The organism is Sphingomonas sp. S-NIH.Pt15_0812 (assembly GCF_003951315.1).
In the GTDB taxonomy this organism is placed as follows: domain Bacteria; phylum Pseudomonadota; class Alphaproteobacteria; order Sphingomonadales; family Sphingomonadaceae; genus Sphingomonas.
Genome location: NZ_QLJH01000007.1, coordinates 1 through 16,205, shown reverse-complemented (window position 1 = coordinate 16,205; position 16,205 = coordinate 1). Strand labels below are relative to the sequence as shown.

Sequence of the window (16,205 nt, the reverse complement as noted above, 5' to 3'; positions counted from 1 at the left end):
CGGCGGCGATGCGACGCGAATCACCTTTCCGCCTGGGCTGGGCGATCGTTCTGGCGGGGGCCACGGCCATCGCGGTGGCGCTGGTCGATGGCCGTTGGGAGGGGCTGATCGTCACCCTGGTCGGTACGATCGGCGCGGTGCTGGTCGCGCGGATCGACGAGGACGGCGCCCCCGCCGTGGCCATCGCGCCGACCATCGAACCGGGGATCGGCGAGGTGCTGGACGCGGTGGCCGAGCCGGTGCTGCTGGTGCGCGGCGGCCGCATCATCCTGGCCAATGCCGCGGCCCGTACGCTACTGGGCGATCATGTCGTCGGCGAGGATGCCCGCGTCGCGCTGCGCCACCCCGCCGCCGCCGAGGCGCTGGCCGCGCCCGAGGGGCGGCAGGTCGAGCTGGTCGGCATCGGCGCGCGCGATCGACGCTGGGAGATGCGCGTTTCCCCCACCGCCAGCGGCGGGCGCGTGGTCGAGCTGATCGACCATAGCGAGGGTGCGGCGACCGAGCGGATGCGCGTCGATTTCGTCGCCAATGCCAGCCACGAACTGCGCACCCCGCTCGCCTCCATCCTGGGTTTCGCGGAGACGCTGGAGGAGGCGGGCGACGATCCCGAGCTCCGGTCCCGCTTCCTGCGGATCATGATGGCCGAGGCGCGGCGGATGCAGCGGCTGGTCGAGGACCTGCTGTCGCTGTCGCGGATCGAGGCGGACAAATACCGGCTACCCGACCGGCCGATCGACATCGCGCAACTGATGGACGAGATCTGTGCGGAGCTGCGCCGCACCGGCACCGCGCGCGTCGGCGACATCACCTGCCAGGCGCTGTCCGGCCTGCCGCCGGTGCTGGGCGACCGCGCGCAGCTGTCGCAGATGCTGCACAATCTGATCGGCAATGCGATGAAATATGGCCGCGCCGGCACGCCGGTCGACGTGCGGCTGGAGCCGGGCACCGGTGGCGGCGTCCGCCTGACCGTGACCGATCAGGGCGAGGGCATCGCGCCCGAGCATCTGCCGCGCCTGACCGAGCGATTCTATCGCGTCGACACCGGGCGCAGCCGGTCGCTGGGCGGCACCGGCCTGGGCCTGGCGATCGTCAAGCATGTGGTGGAGCGGCATCGCGGCCAGCTCGACATCACCAGCCGGGTCGGCATCGGCACGACCTTCGCCGTCACCCTGCCCGCGACCGCAGCGCCCGCCCCGGGCCCGGTACCGGGTGCGGTGTCATCAAAGAGTAACGAAAACGTCACACAGGGTTAGAGGGAAGCGCGCTAGAGACTCGGGCGACTTCCCCTGGGGACCCGATGTTTCGCCTTCTTCCACTCGCGCCGTTGCTGGCGCTGGCCGCGTGCCATGACCAGGCCAATGGCGGCGGCGCGGGGGCACGCGACCAGATTCGCGTGGTGGGGTCGTCGACCGTCTATCCGTTCACGACGATGATCGCCGAGCAACTGGTCGCCACCGACCCCGATGCCCGCGCGCCGGTGATCGAGGCGACCGGCACGGGTGCCGGCATGAAGCTGTTCTGCGCCGGCATCGGCGCGGCCTATCCCGATGTCGAGGATGCGTCGCGGCGGATGCATGCCGGCGAATATCGCGATTGCGCGGCGCACGGCGTCGGCAAGATCCTGGAGGTGCAGATCGGCATCGACGGCATCGCCTTCGCCGAGGCCAAGAACGGCCCGAAACTGGCGCTGACCCCGACCGACCTCTACCTGGCGCTGGCCGCCGCGCCGCGCGGGCGCCCCAACAGGGCGCGTACCTGGGCGGACGTGAACCCCCGCCTGCCCGCCGTGCCGATCCAGGTCTATGGCCCGCCCGCGACCAGCGGCACGCGCGATGCGCTGGCCGACCTGATCCTGGCCAAGGGCTGCGACGCGGTCGATCCCGTGGCGCGCCGGCTCGCCACCCGCGATCCGGAGGCGCATCGCGCCCGCTGCTCCCGCGTCCGCGAGGACGGCGCCTATATCGATGCGGGGGAGAACGACAATCTGATCGTCCAGAAGCTGCAATCCAACCCGAACGCGATCGGCATCTTCGGCTACAGCTATCTGGAGGAGAACCGGGATACGGTGGACGGCGTCCCGATCGACGGCGTCGCCCCCACCTATGACGCGATCGCCAGCGGCCGCTATCCGGGCGCGCGGGCGCTCTACATCTACGTCAAGCAGGCGCATGTCGACGCCATCCCCGGCCTGCGCGCGTTCCTCGACCTCTATGCCGCCAATTGGGGTCCGCGGGGACCGCTGGTCGCGCGCGGGCTGATCGCCGCGCCGCCGGCCGTGCGCGCGCGCTCGGCCGCGATCATCGCGCACCAGATCCCGATCGATCCGGCGACGCTGTCGTGAAGCCGCTGGCGCTGCTCTTCGTCGTCGCGGGCCTGGCGCTGATCGGCTGGCTGACCGCACGGGCGCGCGCCGACCGCTTCCTGCACGCGGCCACGCGGTCCAGCTCGCTGCCCGGCCATCACGGCTGGTATGTCGCGCTGTGGATGCTGGTGCCGCCGCTGGTCTTCCTCGCCGTCTGGGCGACCGTCGCGCCGGCGCTGGTCACCGACGCGGTGCTGGCGACCCCGGCCGCCGCCGCCCTGCCGCCGCAGGGCTTCGCCCGCGCGACCATCCTGTCCGAGGCCCGGGCGCTGGGCGCGGGTCGCGCCTATGGCGCGTTCCACCCCCTCGCCGCGACGCTGGCCCCCGCCTATGCCGCCGCGCAGACCCGGTTCGACTGGATCGCGACCGGGCTGGCGCTGGCGCTGGCCTTTGCCGGGGGGGCCTTCGCCTTCGTCCGCATCCGGCCGGGCTTCGCGGCGCGGACGCGGGTCGAGCGGATCGTGATGGCGGCGCTGCTCGCCGCCTCGCTGATCGCGATCCTGACGACGATCGGCATCGTCGCCTCGCTCCTCTACGAGTCCGCCCGCTTCTTCGCGATCGTGCCGATCACCGATTTCCTGTTCGGCACCCATTGGAGCCCGCAGGTCGTCGACCCGCGCGATCCGGGCGCGAGCCTGGGCGCGCTGCCGCTGTTCTGGGGCACCTTCTTCATCGGCGCGGTGATCGCGATGGCGGTCGCCATCCCCTTCGGCCTGATGAGCGCCATCTATCTCACCCAATATGCCCGTCCCGCGACGCGCCGCTGGATGAAGCCGATGCTGGAGATGCTCGCCGGCGTGCCGACCGTCGTCTACGGCTACTTCGCCGCGCTGACCGTCGCGCCGGCCGTGCGGTCGCTGGGCGTGGCGCTCGGCATCCACCGGGCATCCTCCGAAAGCGCGCTGGCGGCCGGGCTGGTCATGGGGGTGATGATCATCCCCTTCGTCTCCTCCATGGCCGATGACAGCCTGGCCGCCGTGCCCGGCACGATGCGCGACGGCAGCCTGGCGATGGGCGCCACCGTGTCGGAGACGATCCACAAGGTCCTGCTCCCCGCCGCGCTGCCCGGCGTGGTCGGCGGCATCCTGCTCGCGATCAGCCGCGCGATCGGCGAGACGATGATCGTCGTGATGGCCGCGTCGGGCGTCGCGACGCTGACCGCCAACCCCTTCGCCTCCGCCACCACCGTCACCCGGCAGATCGTCGACCTGCTGACCGGCGAGGCGGCGTTCGACAGCGCCAAGACGCTCGCCGCCTTCGCGCTGGGGCTGACGCTGTTCGTCGTCACCCTGCTCCTCAACATCGTCGCGCTCAGCGTCGTGAAGACCTATCGGGAGGCCTATGAATAGGCCGCGCCTCGCCGAGCGGCCCGTCCCGGTGCCGGAGGACACGCGCACGCCGACGGACTGGGCGACGCCGGCCATGCAGGCGCGCCTGCGCCGCCGCTATGCCGCCGAGCGCCGATTCCGCCGGCTGGGACTGGCGGCGGTGGCGCTGTCGGCGGGGTTCCTGCTGTTCCTGCTCGCCACCATGCTGGCGCAGGGGTCGAGCGGCTTCACCGAGACGCGGCTGCGCGTACCAGTCGATCTCGCCGCCGCGCGCCTGACCATCACCCCGGCGCAATTGTCCGAACGTCGCGCCGATCTGGCGCTGGCCGGCGCGGGGCTGCAGGCGGTGGTCGAGAATGCCGCCAGCCGCCGCTACGGCGCCCCCGCCCTGCTGTCGGGCGGCGCCTGGCTGCGCGTGCGCGACGCGATCAAGGCCGATCCCGCCCTGCTCCACCGGACCGCGACCTTCGACCTGCCGGTGTCGAGCGCGCTCGACCTCGCCGCCAAGGGCAAGGGCACGCCCCAGGCGACCGCACTGGTCGCCCGGCTGCGCGCGCAGGGGGTGCTCGGCCGCCATCTCAACCTCGCCTTCCTGACCGACGCCGATTCGACCGATCCGACCCGGATCGGCATCTGGGGCGCGTTCCTCGGCTCGCTGCTGACGCTGGTCGTGACCCTGGCGCTCGCCTTTCCGATCGGCCTGCTGTCCGCCCTCTATCTGGAGGAATATGCGCCGCGGAACCGCTGGACCGACCTGATCGAGGTGTCGATCAACAATCTGGCGGCGGTGCCCTCGATCATCTTCGGCCTGCTGGGACTGGCGGTTTTCCTCGGCACCTTCGGCCTGCCGCGCTCCGCGCCGATCGTCGGCGGGCTGACGCTGGCGCTGATGACCATGCCGGTGATCGTCATCGCCGGGCGCAACGCGATCAAGGCGGTGCCGCCCTCGATCCGCGACGGCGCGCTGGCGATCGGCGCGTCGCCGGTGCAGGTCGTCTTCCACCATGTCCTGCCGCTGGCGCTGCCCGGCATCCTGACCGGCACGATCATCGGCATGGCGCGCGCGCTGGGCGAGACCGCGCCGCTGCTGATGATCGGGATGCGCGCCTTCATCGCCGCGCCGCCCTCGGGCCTGACCAGCCCGGCGACCGTGCTGCCGGTGCAGATCTTCCTCTGGTCCGACCAGGTCGATCGCGGCTTCGTCGAGAAGACCTCGGCGGCGATCATCGTGCTGCTGGCCTTCCTGCTCGCGATGAACGGGCTGGCCATCTACCTCCGCAACCGTTTCGAGACCCGCTGGTGACCCCTTCCCCCTCCTCCCCGGCCAAGATGACGGCGCGCGACGTATGCGTGGCCTATGGCGACAAGACCGCGATCGACCATGTCTCGATCGATATCGAGCAGGACCGGGTGATCGCCTTCATCGGCCCGTCCGGCTGCGGCAAGTCGACCTTCCTGCGCACGCTCAACCGGATGAACGACACCATCCCGTCCGCCCGCGTCTCGGGCGACATCCGGCTGGACGGGCAGGACATCTATGCGCCCGAAATGGACGTGGTGCAGCTGCGCGCGCGGGTCGGCATGGTGTTCCAGAAGCCCAATCCCTTCCCCAAGTCGATCTACGAGAATGTCGCCTATGGCCCGCGCATCCACGGGCTGGCGCGCGGCAAGACGGAGCTGGACGCGACGGTCGAACGCTCGCTGACCCGCGCCGGCCTGTGGAACGAGGTGAAGGACCGACTGTCGGATTCGGGCACGGCGCTGTCGGGCGGGCAGCAGCAGCGGCTGTGCATCGCGCGCGCCATCGCCGTCGATCCGGAGGTGATCCTGATGGACGAGCCGTGCAGCGCGCTCGACCCGATCGCCACCGCCAAGATCGAGGAGCTGATCCACGAGCTGCGCGGCCGCTACGCCATCGCGATCGTCACGCACAACATGCAGCAGGCGGCGCGGGTCAGCCAGCGCACCGCCTTCTTCCACCTGGGGACATTGGTCGAATATGGCGCGACCTCGGACATCTTCACCAATCCGCGCCAGGAGCGGACCAAGGATTACATCACCGGCCGCTACGGCTGAGTGAGGAGCCGCGATGAACGAACATACCGTCAAGGCCTTCGACGCCGATATCGTCCAGCTGCGCGGGCTGATCAGCCAGATGGGCGGGTTGGCCGAGGAAGCGATCGCCGAATCGCTCAAGGCCCTGCAACGCAGCGACCTGGCCCGTGCCGAGGAGATCCGCGCCGCCGACAAGGCGATCGACGCGATCGCCGCCGAGGTCGAGCAGCTCGCCGTCCAGATCATCGCGCTGCGCGCACCGATGGCGGTCGACCTGCGCGAGGTGGTGGCGGCGCTGAAGATCGCCAGCGTGGTCGAGCGGATCGGCGACTATGCCAAGAACATCGCAAAACGCGTGCCGCTGATCGATGGCGAGCACCGGATCGAGCCGGTGTCGATCCTGCCCGCCATGGGCCGGATGGCCGCCGACATGGTGCGCGGCGCGCTCGACGCCTTTGCCGCGCGCGACATCCAGGCGGCGGTGCGGGTGCGCGAGAGCGACGTGGCGCTCGATGATTTCTACGACAGCATCTTCCGGACGCTGGTCACCTTCATGGTCGAGAATCCGAAGACGATCACCCAGGTCGCGCACCTGCTGTTCGTCGCCAAGAACCTGGAGCGGATCGGCGACCATGCGACCAACGTCGCGGAGATGGTCTATTTCGCCGCGACCGGCACCCGCATGGCCGAGCGCGATCGTGGCAACAGAGAAGGAGAAGCGACATGGCGCGCGTGAAGATGCTGCTGGTCGAGGATGATGCGGCGCTGGCCGAGCTGCTCCGCTATCATTTCGGCCGCGAGGATTTCGAGGTGGCGCATACCCCCGACGGGGAAGAGGCGCTGCTGCTGGCGCGCGAACAGGCGCCCGACATCGTGCTGCTCGACTGGATGGTCGAGGGGCTGTCGGGGATCGAGGTCTGCCGCCGCCTGCGCCGCGCGCCCGAGACGCAGAACGTGCCGATCATCATGCTCACCGCGCGCGGCGAGGAGGAGGACCGGGTGCGCGGGCTGGAGACGGGCGCGGACGATTATGTCACCAAGCCCTTCTCGCCGCGCGAGCTGGTCGCGCGGGTCGGCGCGGTGCTGCGCCGCGTGCGGCCGGCGCTGGCGGGCGAGGCGCTGACCTATGCCGATATCGAGATGGACACGGTCGGCCACAAGGTACGGCGCGGCGGCGAGACGGTGCCGCTCGGCCCCACCGAATTCCGGCTGCTCAAGCATTTCCTGGAGCATCCCGGCTGGGTCTTCTCGCGCGAGCGGCTGCTCGACGCGGTCTGGGGCCATGACAGCGATATCGAGAGCCGGACGGTCGACGTGCATATCCGCCGCCTGCGCAAGGCGATCAACATCGGCGACCGGCCGGACATCATCCGCACCGTCCGGTCCGCGGGCTATGCGCTCGACGCGGACGGCTGAGCGCATCATCTTCCTCGTCCGTCCCATCGGAACCAGCGACCGCCTTGCCGCGTAACGGCTTGCGAATCCTGCGGAAGGCGACCGGTTTCGGTCGCCGGCCTTGCCGCCGCGGCGCGCGATCGTCAGAAGCCGTCGGGAACCCGCCCGATCTGGCGTGGTTTCGATAGGGCCGCTCCGGCGGCAATACGGGAGATAGATCAACATGACGGATTTCGCCGATCTGGTGGATGGATATCAGCGCTTTCGGACCGCCGACTGGCGGCGTCAGCGCGAGCGTTGGGCCAAGCTGAAGGACGGTCAGGAGCCGCGGGTGATGGTCATCGCCTGCTCCGACAGCCGTGTCGAACCCGCGCAGATCTTCGATACGCTGCCGGGCGAGATGTTCGTCGTCCGCAACGTCGCCAATCTGGTGCCGCCCTGCGAGACCGGTGGCGGTCATCACGGCGTGTCGGCCGCGCTGGAATTCGCGGTGACGCAGCTCAAGGTGTCGGAGATCGTCGTGCTGGGCCATGGCCGCTGCGGCGGTTGCAAGGCGGCGCTGGCCGGCACGTTCGACGATGCCGAGCCGGGCAAGGGTGGCTTCATCTCCGACTGGGTGCACCTGCTCGACGATGCGCGCGACAAGGTCCGCTCGGAATTTCCCGATGCGGACTCCGAGGATGCACGCCGCGCGATGGAGCGCGAGTCGGTCCGCACCTCGCTCGCCAACCTGCGCACCTTCCCCTTCGTGCAGGAGGCCGAGGCCGCCGGTCGGCTGAAGCTGCACGGCGCGGTCTTCGCGATCGGCGACGGACAGTTGCACGTCATGGATGCGGACGGCGAGTTCCAGCCCGCCAAGCCGCGCGTCGAAGCGGAAGCATCGGCCTGATCCAGGGGTGACGGTCGCCGATCCGGCGGACCGTCACCACCCGCCCCGCTCCGGCCCCGATCGCCACGCCTCCGGTTGCGGACAGGGTGGAGGGATCGAGCCGGAGCCATGCCGGCCGACAGGCGCTCGGCAGCCAACGGTCGGCGACGACCACATCCACCCGCGCACACGCCGCGACCAGCGCCGCCTTCGGCGGGTGATAGGCGCTCCGCACCATCAACACGCGCAGCCGCGCCGCCCCCTGCCCCGCATCGGCCATGCACAGATCGGCGTTGCAGCGCGCGCCGCCTTCGTCGGACAGCAGGTCCGGTTCGGCGACGCCGGCATTGGTGGCGAGCAGGTCGCGCATATAGTCCCCGGTGCGGTCGCGCAGCATCGCGACGCGACCATCGGCCAGCCGGACGGCGGCATGGCGCCCGTCGCCGCTGACGATCAGGTCGGGCGGCGGCGTCGACCACGCCCATAGTGCGCCCGCCAGCAGCGGCGCGACGCCCCAACGTCGCCAGCGCGTCCGCCACAAGGCCAACCACAGCCCCCCGGCGATCATCAGCGCGAATGCGCCCGACGGCATGGACGGCCAGGCGGCGGTCGCGCCGGGCAGGCTGGCGACGAACCGCGCGCCGCCGAGCAGCAGCCCGATCGCCTGGCCGGTCAGCCACCAGGCCGGCCCGCCCAGCCCGATCGCATCCAGCAGCAGCGCCAGCAGTTCGAGCGGCATGATGAGGAAGGTGGTCAGCGGGATCGCGACGATATTGGCCAGCGCGCCGTACAGCCCCGCCTTGTGGAAGTGATAGACCGCGATCCCCATCAGCGCCGCCTCCACCGCGATGCCGGTGGCGAGCAGCAGGACCAGGTGGCGACCCAGCCGTCCGATTCGTGCTTTCTCGCGCGGCTCGGCGAAGCGGCGCAGTGCGGGATGATCGTGCAAGGCCACGATCGCGACGATCGCCGCGAAGGAGAGCTGGAAGCTGGGGCCGACCAGCGCCTCGGGCCAGAGCAGCAGCACCAGCATCGCGCCCCCCGCCACCAGCCGGAGCGTCATCGCCCGCCGGCCGAGCGCCAGCGCGGCGAGCACCAGCAGCGCCGCGACGCAGCTTCGGATCGTCGGCACCTCCGCCCCGGTCAGCCAAGTATAGAAGATCGCCGCCGCCGCGCCCGCGCCCCCCGCGACCAGGGGCAGGCGGACCCGCAGCGCCAGCCACGGCACCAGCGCCAGCAGCCGCAGGACCAGCAGCATCGTCGCGCCCACCACGGCGGTGATGTGGAGGCCGCTGACCGACAGCAGATGCGCCAGCCCGGCGGTGCGCATCGCCTCCGAATCCTCCTGCCCGATCGCTCCCATGTCGCCGGTGACCAACGCCGCCGCGATCCCGCCCTCGCTGCCCGGCAATTGCCGGACGATATGACCGGTCAGCGCGGCCCGGAGCGGCGGCGCGGTCCGGCCGGGGAGCAATATCTCGACCGGCGCGAAGCCCCGCCCGGTCGCGCCGATCCCGGTGAACCAGGCGGCGCGCGCATAGTCATAGGCCCCCGGCACCGCGGCCTCGGGCGGTGGCAGCAGCCGCGCGCGCAGGCGGAGGCGCGCCGCCACCGCCAGCCCGGCCGGCACGTCCGCCTCCGCCAGGTTGATCCGCAGCCGGGGCGGCAGCGGCCGCCGGCCGCCCGAGGCCACCAGCCCCGGCCCCGTCGGACGCAGCGTCAGCCGCACCAGTCCGCGCGCCGGCAGCGGCTCGATCCGCTCGACCCCGGCATCGAAGCGCAGGATCATCGGTGCGCGCAGCACCGGGGCCGCCACCCGTCCGGCCCGGCTCCAGGCCAGCGTCACGCCCGCCGTTACCAGCATCCCGCCCAGCGCCACCGCCAGCCATCCGCGCCCGCCCCGCCACAGGGCCAGCGCCCCCAGCCCCACTGCCAGTCCGATCCAGGCGACGGCGCGCCACGCGGCGGGGTCCGGCAGCACGAACCACAATGCCACGCCCAGACCCAGCATCACCGGCAGCCAGAGCGGCAACTGGTCCCGCTCCGCCTCCAGCCGCCGTTCGATCCCCTCGCCGATTCGGCGGGCGGCATCGCGCAGATCCGCCGGGATTTGTCGCGGCGTGGGGGCCATGCTAGGGGCGGCGGCGGCTGACCTGGCCATCGATCATCCAGTCTGGGAGCATGTGCGCTTGGGCGCAACCACCGATCAGGGCGGCACGCCGTCCGCCACACCATCGACCGCCGCCGCCCCCGTCACGGGCAGCGCCGTCGTCACCCGTTTCGCACCGTCGCCGACCGGGTTCCTCCATCTCGGCGGTGCGCGCACCGCGCTGTTCAACTGGCTGTTCGCCCGCCATCACGGCGGCAAGTTCCTGTTGCGTATCGAGGATACCGACCGTGTCCGCTCCACCCAGCCGGCGATCGACGCGATCCTGGCGGGCATGCGCTGGCTCGGCCTGGATTGGGACGGCGATGCCGTGTTCCAGTTCGCGCGGGCAAATCGCCATGCGGAGGTCGCCCAGGCGATGATCGCCAACGGTTCCGCCTATAAATGCTATATGACGGCAGACGAGATCACGGCGATGCGCGCGGAGGCGGAGGCGGCGAAGAAGCCCCTGCGCATCCGCAGCCCGTGGCGCGACCGGACCGACGGCCCCGCCGACCAGCCCTTCGTCGTCCGCCTGCGCGCGCCGCAAACCGGCGCGGTGACGATCGACGACCAGGTGCAGGGCAGCGTGACCGTGCAGAATGCCGAGCTGGACGATCTGGTCCTGCTCCGCTCCGACGGCACGCCGACCTATATGCTGGCGGTGGTGGTCGACGACCACGACATGGGCGTGACCCATGTCATCCGCGGCGACGACCATCTCAACAACGCGTTCCGCCAGTTGCCCATCTATCGCGCGATGGGCTGGCCCGAGCCGATCTATGCGCACATCCCACTGATCCATGGCTCGGACGGGGCGAAGCTGTCGAAGCGGCACGGCGCGGTCGGGATCGAGGCCTATCGCGACGAACTGGGCATCCTGCCCGAGGCGCTGGACAATTACCTGCTCCGCCTGGGCTGGGGCCATGGCGATGCCGAGATCATCGCGCGCGCGGATGCGGTCCGCTGGTTCGACCTGGCGGCGGTGGGCAAGAGCCCGTCGCGCTTCGACCTGAAGAAGCTGGAGCATCTGAACGGCCACTATATCCGCGAGGCCGAGGATGCGCGACTGGCGGCCCTGGTCGCGGAACGACTGGGGGGAGCCGACGTTGCCCTGCTGACCGCCGCGATGCCGGCGCTCAAGCCACGGGCGGCGAACCTCAACGAATTGGCGGAAGGGGCGAAGTTTCTGTTCACGTCGCGCCCGCTGCCGATCGATGCCGCCGCCGAGCCGTTGCTCGCCGGCGACGCCCCCCGCATCCTGGCGGCCGTTCATGGGGCGCTTGACGCGCTCGACGGCTGGGATACGGACGCACTGGAAGCCGTGGTGCGGCAGGTGGCCGAGGCCGAGGGCGTCAAGCTCGGCCAGGTCGCGCAACCCCTGCGCGCCGCGTTGACCGGGCGAAAGACCTCGCCCGGCATCTTCGACGTGCTCGCCCTTTTAGGGCGCCAGGAAAGCCTGGGTCGGATCGCCGACCGCATGGCGGATTGAGATCTCAGAGAGGACGATCATGACTGACGCAGCGAAGCTATCCCTTGACGGCAAGGATTTCGAATATCCGGTGCTGACGGGCACGATCGGCCCGGACGTGGTCGACATCCGCAAGATGTACGGCCAGACCGGCGCCTTCACCTATGACCCCGGCTTCACCTCGACCGCGTCCTGCCAGTCGACGCTGACCTATATCGACGGCGACGAGGGCGTGCTGCTCCACCGCGGCTATGCGATCGGCGAGCTGGCCGAACAGTCCAGCTTCATGGAGGTCGCCTATCTGCTCCTGAACGGCGACCTGCCGACCAAGGACGAACTGGCCGCGTTCAGCACCACCATCACCCGCCACACCATGGTGCACGAGCAGCTGGCGGCGTTCTTCCGCGGCTTCCGTCGCGATGCGCACCCGATGGCGATCATGTGCGGCGTGGTCGGCGCGCTATCGGCCTTCTACCATGACTCGACCGACATCCACGATCCGGTGCAGCGCACCATCGCCTCGCACCGCCTGATCGCCAAGATCCCGACGATCGCCGCGATGGCCTATAAGTACAGCGTCGGCCAGCCCTTCGTCTATCCCGACAACTCGCTGTCCTACACGGGCAATTTCCTGCGCATGACATTCGGCGTGCCGGCCGAGCCCTATGTGGTGAACCCGGTCGTCGAAAAGGCGATGGACCGGATCTTCATCCTCCATGCCGATCATGAGCAGAATGCCTCGACCTCGACCGTGCGTCTCGCCGGTTCGTCGGGCGCCAACCCCTTCGCCTGCATCGCGGCCGGCATCGCCTGCCTCTGGGGTCCGGCGCATGGCGGCGCGAACGAGGCGGCGCTCAACATGCTGCGCGAGATCGGCACGCCGGATCGCATTCCTGAATTCATCGCCCGCGCCAAGGACAAGAACGATCCGTTCCGCCTGATGGGCTTCGGCCACCGCGTCTACAAGAACTACGACCCGCGCGCGACGGTGATGCAGAAGACCGTGCGCGAGGTGTTCGAGTCGCTCAAGGTCAGCGACCCGGTGTTCGAGACGGCGCTGCGGCTGGAAGAGATCGCGCTCAGCGATCCTTATTTCGCCGAGAAGAAGCTGTTCCCGAACGTCGACTTCTATTCGGGCATCATCCTGTCGGCGATCGGCTTCCCGACCGAGATGTTCACCGTGCTGTTCGCGCTCGCCCGCACCGTCGGCTGGGTCGCGCAGTGGAACGAGATGATCACCGATCCCGACCAGAAGATCGGCCGCCCGCGCCAGCTCTATACCGGCCCGGCGCAGCGTTCCTATGTCGGCCTCGACCAGCGCTGATCGTTCGGCGCTGATCCGGCCATGAAGACCCTGCGTCCGATCCTGCTGCTCCTCGGCCTGGCCTTGGCCTTGATGGGGATGCTGTGGATCGGCCAGGGGCTGGGCTATGTCCATTGGCCCCGGTCGAGCCCGATGCTCGACCAGACGCAATGGGCCGATTACGGCGCCGCGCTGGCGGTAGCAGGGCTGATCCTGCTGCTGGTCGCGCGGCGACTGCCCCGGCGGTGAGGGCCGGGCGCCGCTAGGTTCGATCGTCGTGACGCTGGGTCGCACCGGCCGGCAGCCGATGTCATCGCTATAGCACTGAACCGCCGGAGTAACCGGCCCCGCCCCTAGCCGATCGGCAAGGCCAGCGTGAACAGCGCCCCCTCGCCCGGTGCGCTCGTCACGGTCAGGTCGCCACCCATCGCCCGCGCCAGGCGGCGGGCGATGAACAGGCCGAGACCGTTGCCGCCCGGCTCGCTGGGGTCGATTCGCTCGAATTTCTCGAAGATGCGCGCCTGATCCTTTTCGGCGATGCCCTTGCCATGGTCGGCAACGGTCACGCAGGCGCGGTCGTTGATCATCATCGCGGTCACGAACACCCGCTCGCCCTGGGGCGAATAGCGGATCGCGTTGCCGATCAGGTTGACGACGATCTGGAGGCAGCGGCGGAAATCGCCCAGCCCGGCCGCATGTTCGTCCTGGTCCGGGCGGTCGAGGATCACCCCGGCATGGTCGGCGCGCACCGCGAGCAGGCCGGCGGCGCGGCGGGCGACATCGGCCAGGTCGATCGGCTCGATCTCCGGCGTGAAATCGGGCCGCTCGATCGCCTGTAGGTCGACCAGATCGTCGACCAGGTCCAGCAGGTGCCGGCCGGCGGTGGCGATGTCGGCCGCATAATCGGCATAGTCGCGCGCGATCGGCCCATCGGCCTCCGCCTGGATCGAATCGGCATTGGCGACGATCCGTGCGAGCGGCCGGCGCAGCGCCCGGTCCAGCCCGGTGGTGAAGCCGTCCGACAGCCCCTCCACCGGTGAAGCGGCCATGGCGACCGGCTCGGCAATGCCCGACAGTCCGGCGAACCCGCCCATCTGGTCGACCCGCACCTCGGCCGACAGCATCAGCGCCGCGCCACCGGGATGCAGTTTCGCGGGCTGCGCACGCAGGGGCCGCCGCCGCGCCAGCGCATCCATGATCGGCATCACGCCGTCCGGCCCCTCGTCGAAGCCGAACAGGCTGGTCAGCGGCCGGCCGAGCATGGTGAAGGCCTCCCCCCCGCCCGCGATCCCGGCGCCGGGCGCGATATAGGTCAGGCGCAGCGACGCATCCGTCTCCCAGCCCCAGGCCCCGGCCGGCACGACCGGCGGCACCGGGTTCGGCGCGGCGCGCCAGGCGGGTGTCTCCGACCAGCCACTGATCGCCAGATGGCCGTCGGGCTGCGCCCTCACCCAGAGTTCCAGGTCCTGCTCGCCATCGGCGATCGACACCCGGCGCTGGACCGCGACCTGCAGCCGAACCGCCAGCCGGGCGAGCATCGCGATGGACGGCACCGCGAGCGACTGGCGCAGCGCGCCGCCCGCCCGGCCGTTCAACCCGAGGATCGCGGGGTCGGCGGACAGCAACAGCCCCTCCGCATCGACCCGCGCATGACTGACGGGACTGACGGCGATGCGCATCGCGATCACCGCCACGCCCCCTCGCCGTCGCGGCCGCGCGGCCGCGTCGGCGAGGCCGACGCCAGTGCGGCTATGGCCCGGCGGAAGTCGTCCGGCAGCGCCAGCGGCGCCAGGGCCACGCGCGCCGCCGCCGGCGATACCGCGGCGATGGCGTCGAGTTGATCGGCGAGGGATTCGATATCCCGGGCCGGGTCGGCATCGGCGAGCGCCAGCCCGATCCGGGCGATGACCGGGCGGTCCAGCTCCAGCGCGCGCAGCGCCAGCCACAAGCGGTCGTCGTCCGGCTCCAGCGTCATGGCCCGCACCTGCCCGAACGACAGGCGCAGGCCATGGGCGATCACCGCGATGAACAGCCCGAGCCGACGATCGCCCAGCGCGTCGAGCAGCAGGATGGCACGCTCCGCGATCCGCGCATCGACCGCGCGGGCGAGCGCCATCGCCGCGTCCTCCGCCCCGTCTCCCGCAAATGGTGTCGCCAGCCGTCGTTCGGCGGCGGCGACCAGCGCCTGGTCGATCTCGGCATCGTCGCCATCCCGGATCGCCGCCGCCACCGACCAGACCAGGGCCGGTCGCAAGGCGGGCGGCAGGTCGGCCTCCGTCATTTGCGCCTGTTCCAGCGCGGCGCGACGCCGGCTGTCGGCGGCGAGCAGCGCCTGCGCCGCCTGCGCCACCCCGGGATCGACGGAGGTGGCGAGCTGCACCAGCAGGCTGGGGATGTCCGGCGATCCGACCGCGATCGGCAGCGCCTGCCCGATCAGGTCCTGGCGAACACGGGCGATCACCTCCGCGATCAGCGCGTCGTCGCGCAGCGTCCCCGCCCGCACCACCCGATCGAACGTCCGGCCATGGTCCGTGAGGATCGCCGCGCCCCGCTCCCCGACCTGTCCGGCGACCTGATGCCGCAGGTCATTCGCGATCGCCGCGACCATCGCCCGCAGCATCTGGTGCAAGGTCAGCCGGGTGCGATCCCCCAGTCGGGCGGCATCGGGAAGGAACAGGTCGTCGACCGATGCACGCAGGATCCGGTCGGCCCGCGTCCCGGCTTCGGCCGCGCGAACGGCAAGCGCATCCGGGGACCATGTCCCACGGGCGTTCACGTCTGGACCTGACGACATTGTCGCTGATAAGTAACCGGAATGAAGTTAATGACGGTTTAAGCAGGGCGGCGCAGGGCCTCCACTGCAGCCGCCAGCGTTGATGCGGCATACGCGACTGTCAACGCCACACCTGAGAGAGGTGTCCCAATTAGGGTCGATCCGGCCAGCAAGAGCAGATAGGCGGGCGGGCCGCCCCACCAGGGGCGGCGGCGCGAACGCTGGATCGCGCGTTCGCCCAAACCGCCCAGATACAAGAGCATCAGGGCGCCGACCAGGCCGACCGCCTGCCCCTGCGCCATGCCCAAGGTCAGGCCGAGCGCGACCGTCGCCAGCGCCGGCACGACGGCGATGCCGATGGTCTGCGCCCGCACCAGCGCCGCCTCGTCGCGCAGGATCGCCAGCGTCCGCCCCAGCCCCAGCAACAGGCATCCGACCAACGCCACGATCAAACCGGAACGGGTCGATCCGGCGAGCGTCAGCGCCGCCCCCACCGCCCCCAGC

The 16,205-nt window shown here is 70.7% G+C and carries 14 protein-coding genes and 1 pseudogene; 11 read left to right on the top strand and 4 right to left on the bottom strand.

What is annotated here, in order from left to right; all coding sequences use genetic code 11:
• Positions 1-8 precede the first annotated feature (8 nt).
• From BRX43_RS06375 to BRX43_RS06340, 8 genes are all read left to right on the top strand, one after another.
• On the top strand, positions 9-1,253 hold the full coding sequence (locus BRX43_RS06375) for an ATP-binding protein (protein ID WP_125994030.1): 1,245 nt from the start codon (positions 9-11) through the stop codon (positions 1,251-1,253).
• A 44-nt stretch (positions 1,254-1,297) separates the two neighbouring features.
• Entirely contained in the window at positions 1,298-2,341 is a 1,044-nt protein-coding gene (locus BRX43_RS06370; RefSeq protein WP_125994029.1) for a substrate-binding domain-containing protein, read from the top strand.
• Positions 2,338-3,711, top strand: coding sequence for a phosphate ABC transporter permease subunit PstC (pstC, locus tag BRX43_RS06365; protein WP_125994028.1), 1,374 nt, complete (start codon positions 2,338-2,340; stop codon positions 3,709-3,711). Before BRX43_RS06370 ends, pstC begins: the two co-directional genes overlap by 4 nt.
• Positions 3,704-4,993, top strand: coding sequence for a phosphate ABC transporter permease PstA (gene pstA, locus BRX43_RS06360; protein WP_125994027.1), 1,290 nt, complete (start codon positions 3,704-3,706; stop codon positions 4,991-4,993). Before pstC ends, pstA begins: the two co-directional genes overlap by 8 nt.
• 26 nt (positions 4,994-5,019) lie before the next feature.
• Complete coding sequence (pstB, locus tag BRX43_RS06355; protein ID WP_125994151.1) at positions 5,020-5,766, top strand: phosphate ABC transporter ATP-binding protein PstB; 747 nt, start codon at positions 5,020-5,022, stop codon at positions 5,764-5,766.
• 13 nt (positions 5,767-5,779) lie between these two features.
• Positions 5,780-6,481, top strand: coding sequence for a phosphate signaling complex protein PhoU (gene phoU / locus BRX43_RS06350; RefSeq protein ID WP_125994026.1), 702 nt, complete (start codon positions 5,780-5,782; stop codon positions 6,479-6,481).
• Positions 6,469-7,161, top strand: coding sequence for a phosphate regulon transcriptional regulator PhoB (phoB, locus tag BRX43_RS06345; protein WP_125994025.1), 693 nt, complete (start codon positions 6,469-6,471; stop codon positions 7,159-7,161). Before phoU ends, phoB begins: the two co-directional genes overlap by 13 nt.
• A 202-nt stretch (positions 7,162-7,363) precedes the next feature.
• Positions 7,364-8,029: a carbonic anhydrase gene (locus BRX43_RS06340; protein ID WP_125994024.1), complete on the top strand. Its 666-nt coding sequence runs from the start codon at positions 7,364-7,366 to the stop codon at positions 8,027-8,029.
• Here the strand turns inward: BRX43_RS06340 and BRX43_RS06335 are convergent.
• Positions 7,965-10,139 carry a ComEC/Rec2 family competence protein gene (locus tag BRX43_RS06335; protein ID WP_206433128.1) on the bottom strand — a complete coding sequence of 725 codons (2,175 nt, stop codon included), beginning with the start codon at positions 10,137-10,139 and terminating at the stop codon, positions 7,965-7,967. The two genes, BRX43_RS06340 and BRX43_RS06335, sit on opposite strands and share 65 nt — an antisense overlap.
• On the opposite strand from BRX43_RS06335, the gene gltX reads away from it, so the two are divergent.
• The 3 genes from gltX to BRX43_RS06320 are packed head-to-tail and all read left to right on the top strand — an operon-like array spanning position 10,138 to position 13,177.
• Positions 10,138-11,646, top strand: a complete 1,509-nt coding sequence (gene gltX, locus BRX43_RS06330) for a glutamate--tRNA ligase (protein ID WP_125994149.1) — start codon at positions 10,138-10,140, stop codon at positions 11,644-11,646. The two genes, BRX43_RS06335 and gltX, sit on opposite strands and share 2 nt — an antisense overlap.
• Positions 11,647-11,665: 19 nt before the next feature.
• Positions 11,666-12,949: a citrate synthase gene (locus BRX43_RS06325; protein ID WP_125994023.1), complete on the top strand. Its 1,284-nt coding sequence runs from the start codon at positions 11,666-11,668 to the stop codon at positions 12,947-12,949.
• 21 nt (positions 12,950-12,970) lie between these two features.
• Complete coding sequence (locus tag BRX43_RS06320; protein ID WP_125994022.1) at positions 12,971-13,177, top strand: hypothetical protein; 207 nt, start codon at positions 12,971-12,973, stop codon at positions 13,175-13,177.
• A gap of 104 nt (positions 13,178-13,281) precedes the next feature.
• Here the strand turns inward: BRX43_RS06320 and BRX43_RS06315 are convergent, their stop codons facing one another.
• From BRX43_RS06315 to BRX43_RS20235, 3 genes and pseudogenes are all read right to left on the bottom strand, one after another.
• Entirely contained in the window at positions 13,282-14,622 is a 1,341-nt protein-coding gene (locus BRX43_RS06315) for a HAMP domain-containing sensor histidine kinase (protein WP_346962852.1), read from the bottom strand.
• On the bottom strand, positions 14,613-15,704 hold the full coding sequence (locus BRX43_RS06310; RefSeq protein ID WP_125994021.1) for a hypothetical protein: 1,092 nt from the start codon (positions 15,702-15,704) through the stop codon (positions 14,613-14,615). The genes BRX43_RS06315 and BRX43_RS06310 overlap by 10 nt, the downstream gene beginning before the upstream one ends.
• A 56-nt stretch (positions 15,705-15,760) precedes the next feature.
• Positions 15,761-16,205 (bottom strand): annotated as a pseudogene (locus BRX43_RS20235) (hypothetical protein); the annotation flags it as partial.

Bases quoted from the DNA above. Each gene is read 5' to 3' on its own strand.
- BRX43_RS06375 (WP_125994030.1), top strand. From the start codon at position 9: ATGCGACGCGAATCACCTTTCCGCCTGGGCTGGGCGATCGTTCTGGCG.
- BRX43_RS06370 (WP_125994029.1), top strand. From the start codon at position 1,298: ATGTTTCGCCTTCTTCCACTCGCGCCGTTGCTGGCGCTGGCCGCGTGC.
- pstA (WP_125994027.1), top strand. From the start codon at position 3,704: ATGAATAGGCCGCGCCTCGCCGAGCGGCCCGTCCCGGTGCCGGAGGAC.
- pstB (WP_125994151.1), top strand. From the start codon at position 5,020: ATGACGGCGCGCGACGTATGCGTGGCCTATGGCGACAAGACCGCGATC.
- phoU (WP_125994026.1), top strand. From the start codon at position 5,780: ATGAACGAACATACCGTCAAGGCCTTCGACGCCGATATCGTCCAGCTG.
- phoB (WP_125994025.1), top strand. From the start codon at position 6,469: ATGGCGCGCGTGAAGATGCTGCTGGTCGAGGATGATGCGGCGCTGGCC.
- BRX43_RS06340 (WP_125994024.1), top strand. From the start codon at position 7,364: ATGACGGATTTCGCCGATCTGGTGGATGGATATCAGCGCTTTCGGACC.
- gltX (WP_125994149.1), top strand. From the start codon at position 10,138: ATGCTAGGGGCGGCGGCGGCTGACCTGGCCATCGATCATCCAGTCTGG.
- BRX43_RS06335 (WP_206433128.1), bottom strand. From the start codon at position 10,139: ATGGCCCCCACGCCGCGACAAATCCCGGCGGATCTGCGCGATGCCGCC.
- BRX43_RS06325 (WP_125994023.1), top strand. From the start codon at position 11,666: ATGACTGACGCAGCGAAGCTATCCCTTGACGGCAAGGATTTCGAATAT.
- BRX43_RS06320 (WP_125994022.1), top strand. From the start codon at position 12,971: ATGAAGACCCTGCGTCCGATCCTGCTGCTCCTCGGCCTGGCCTTGGCC.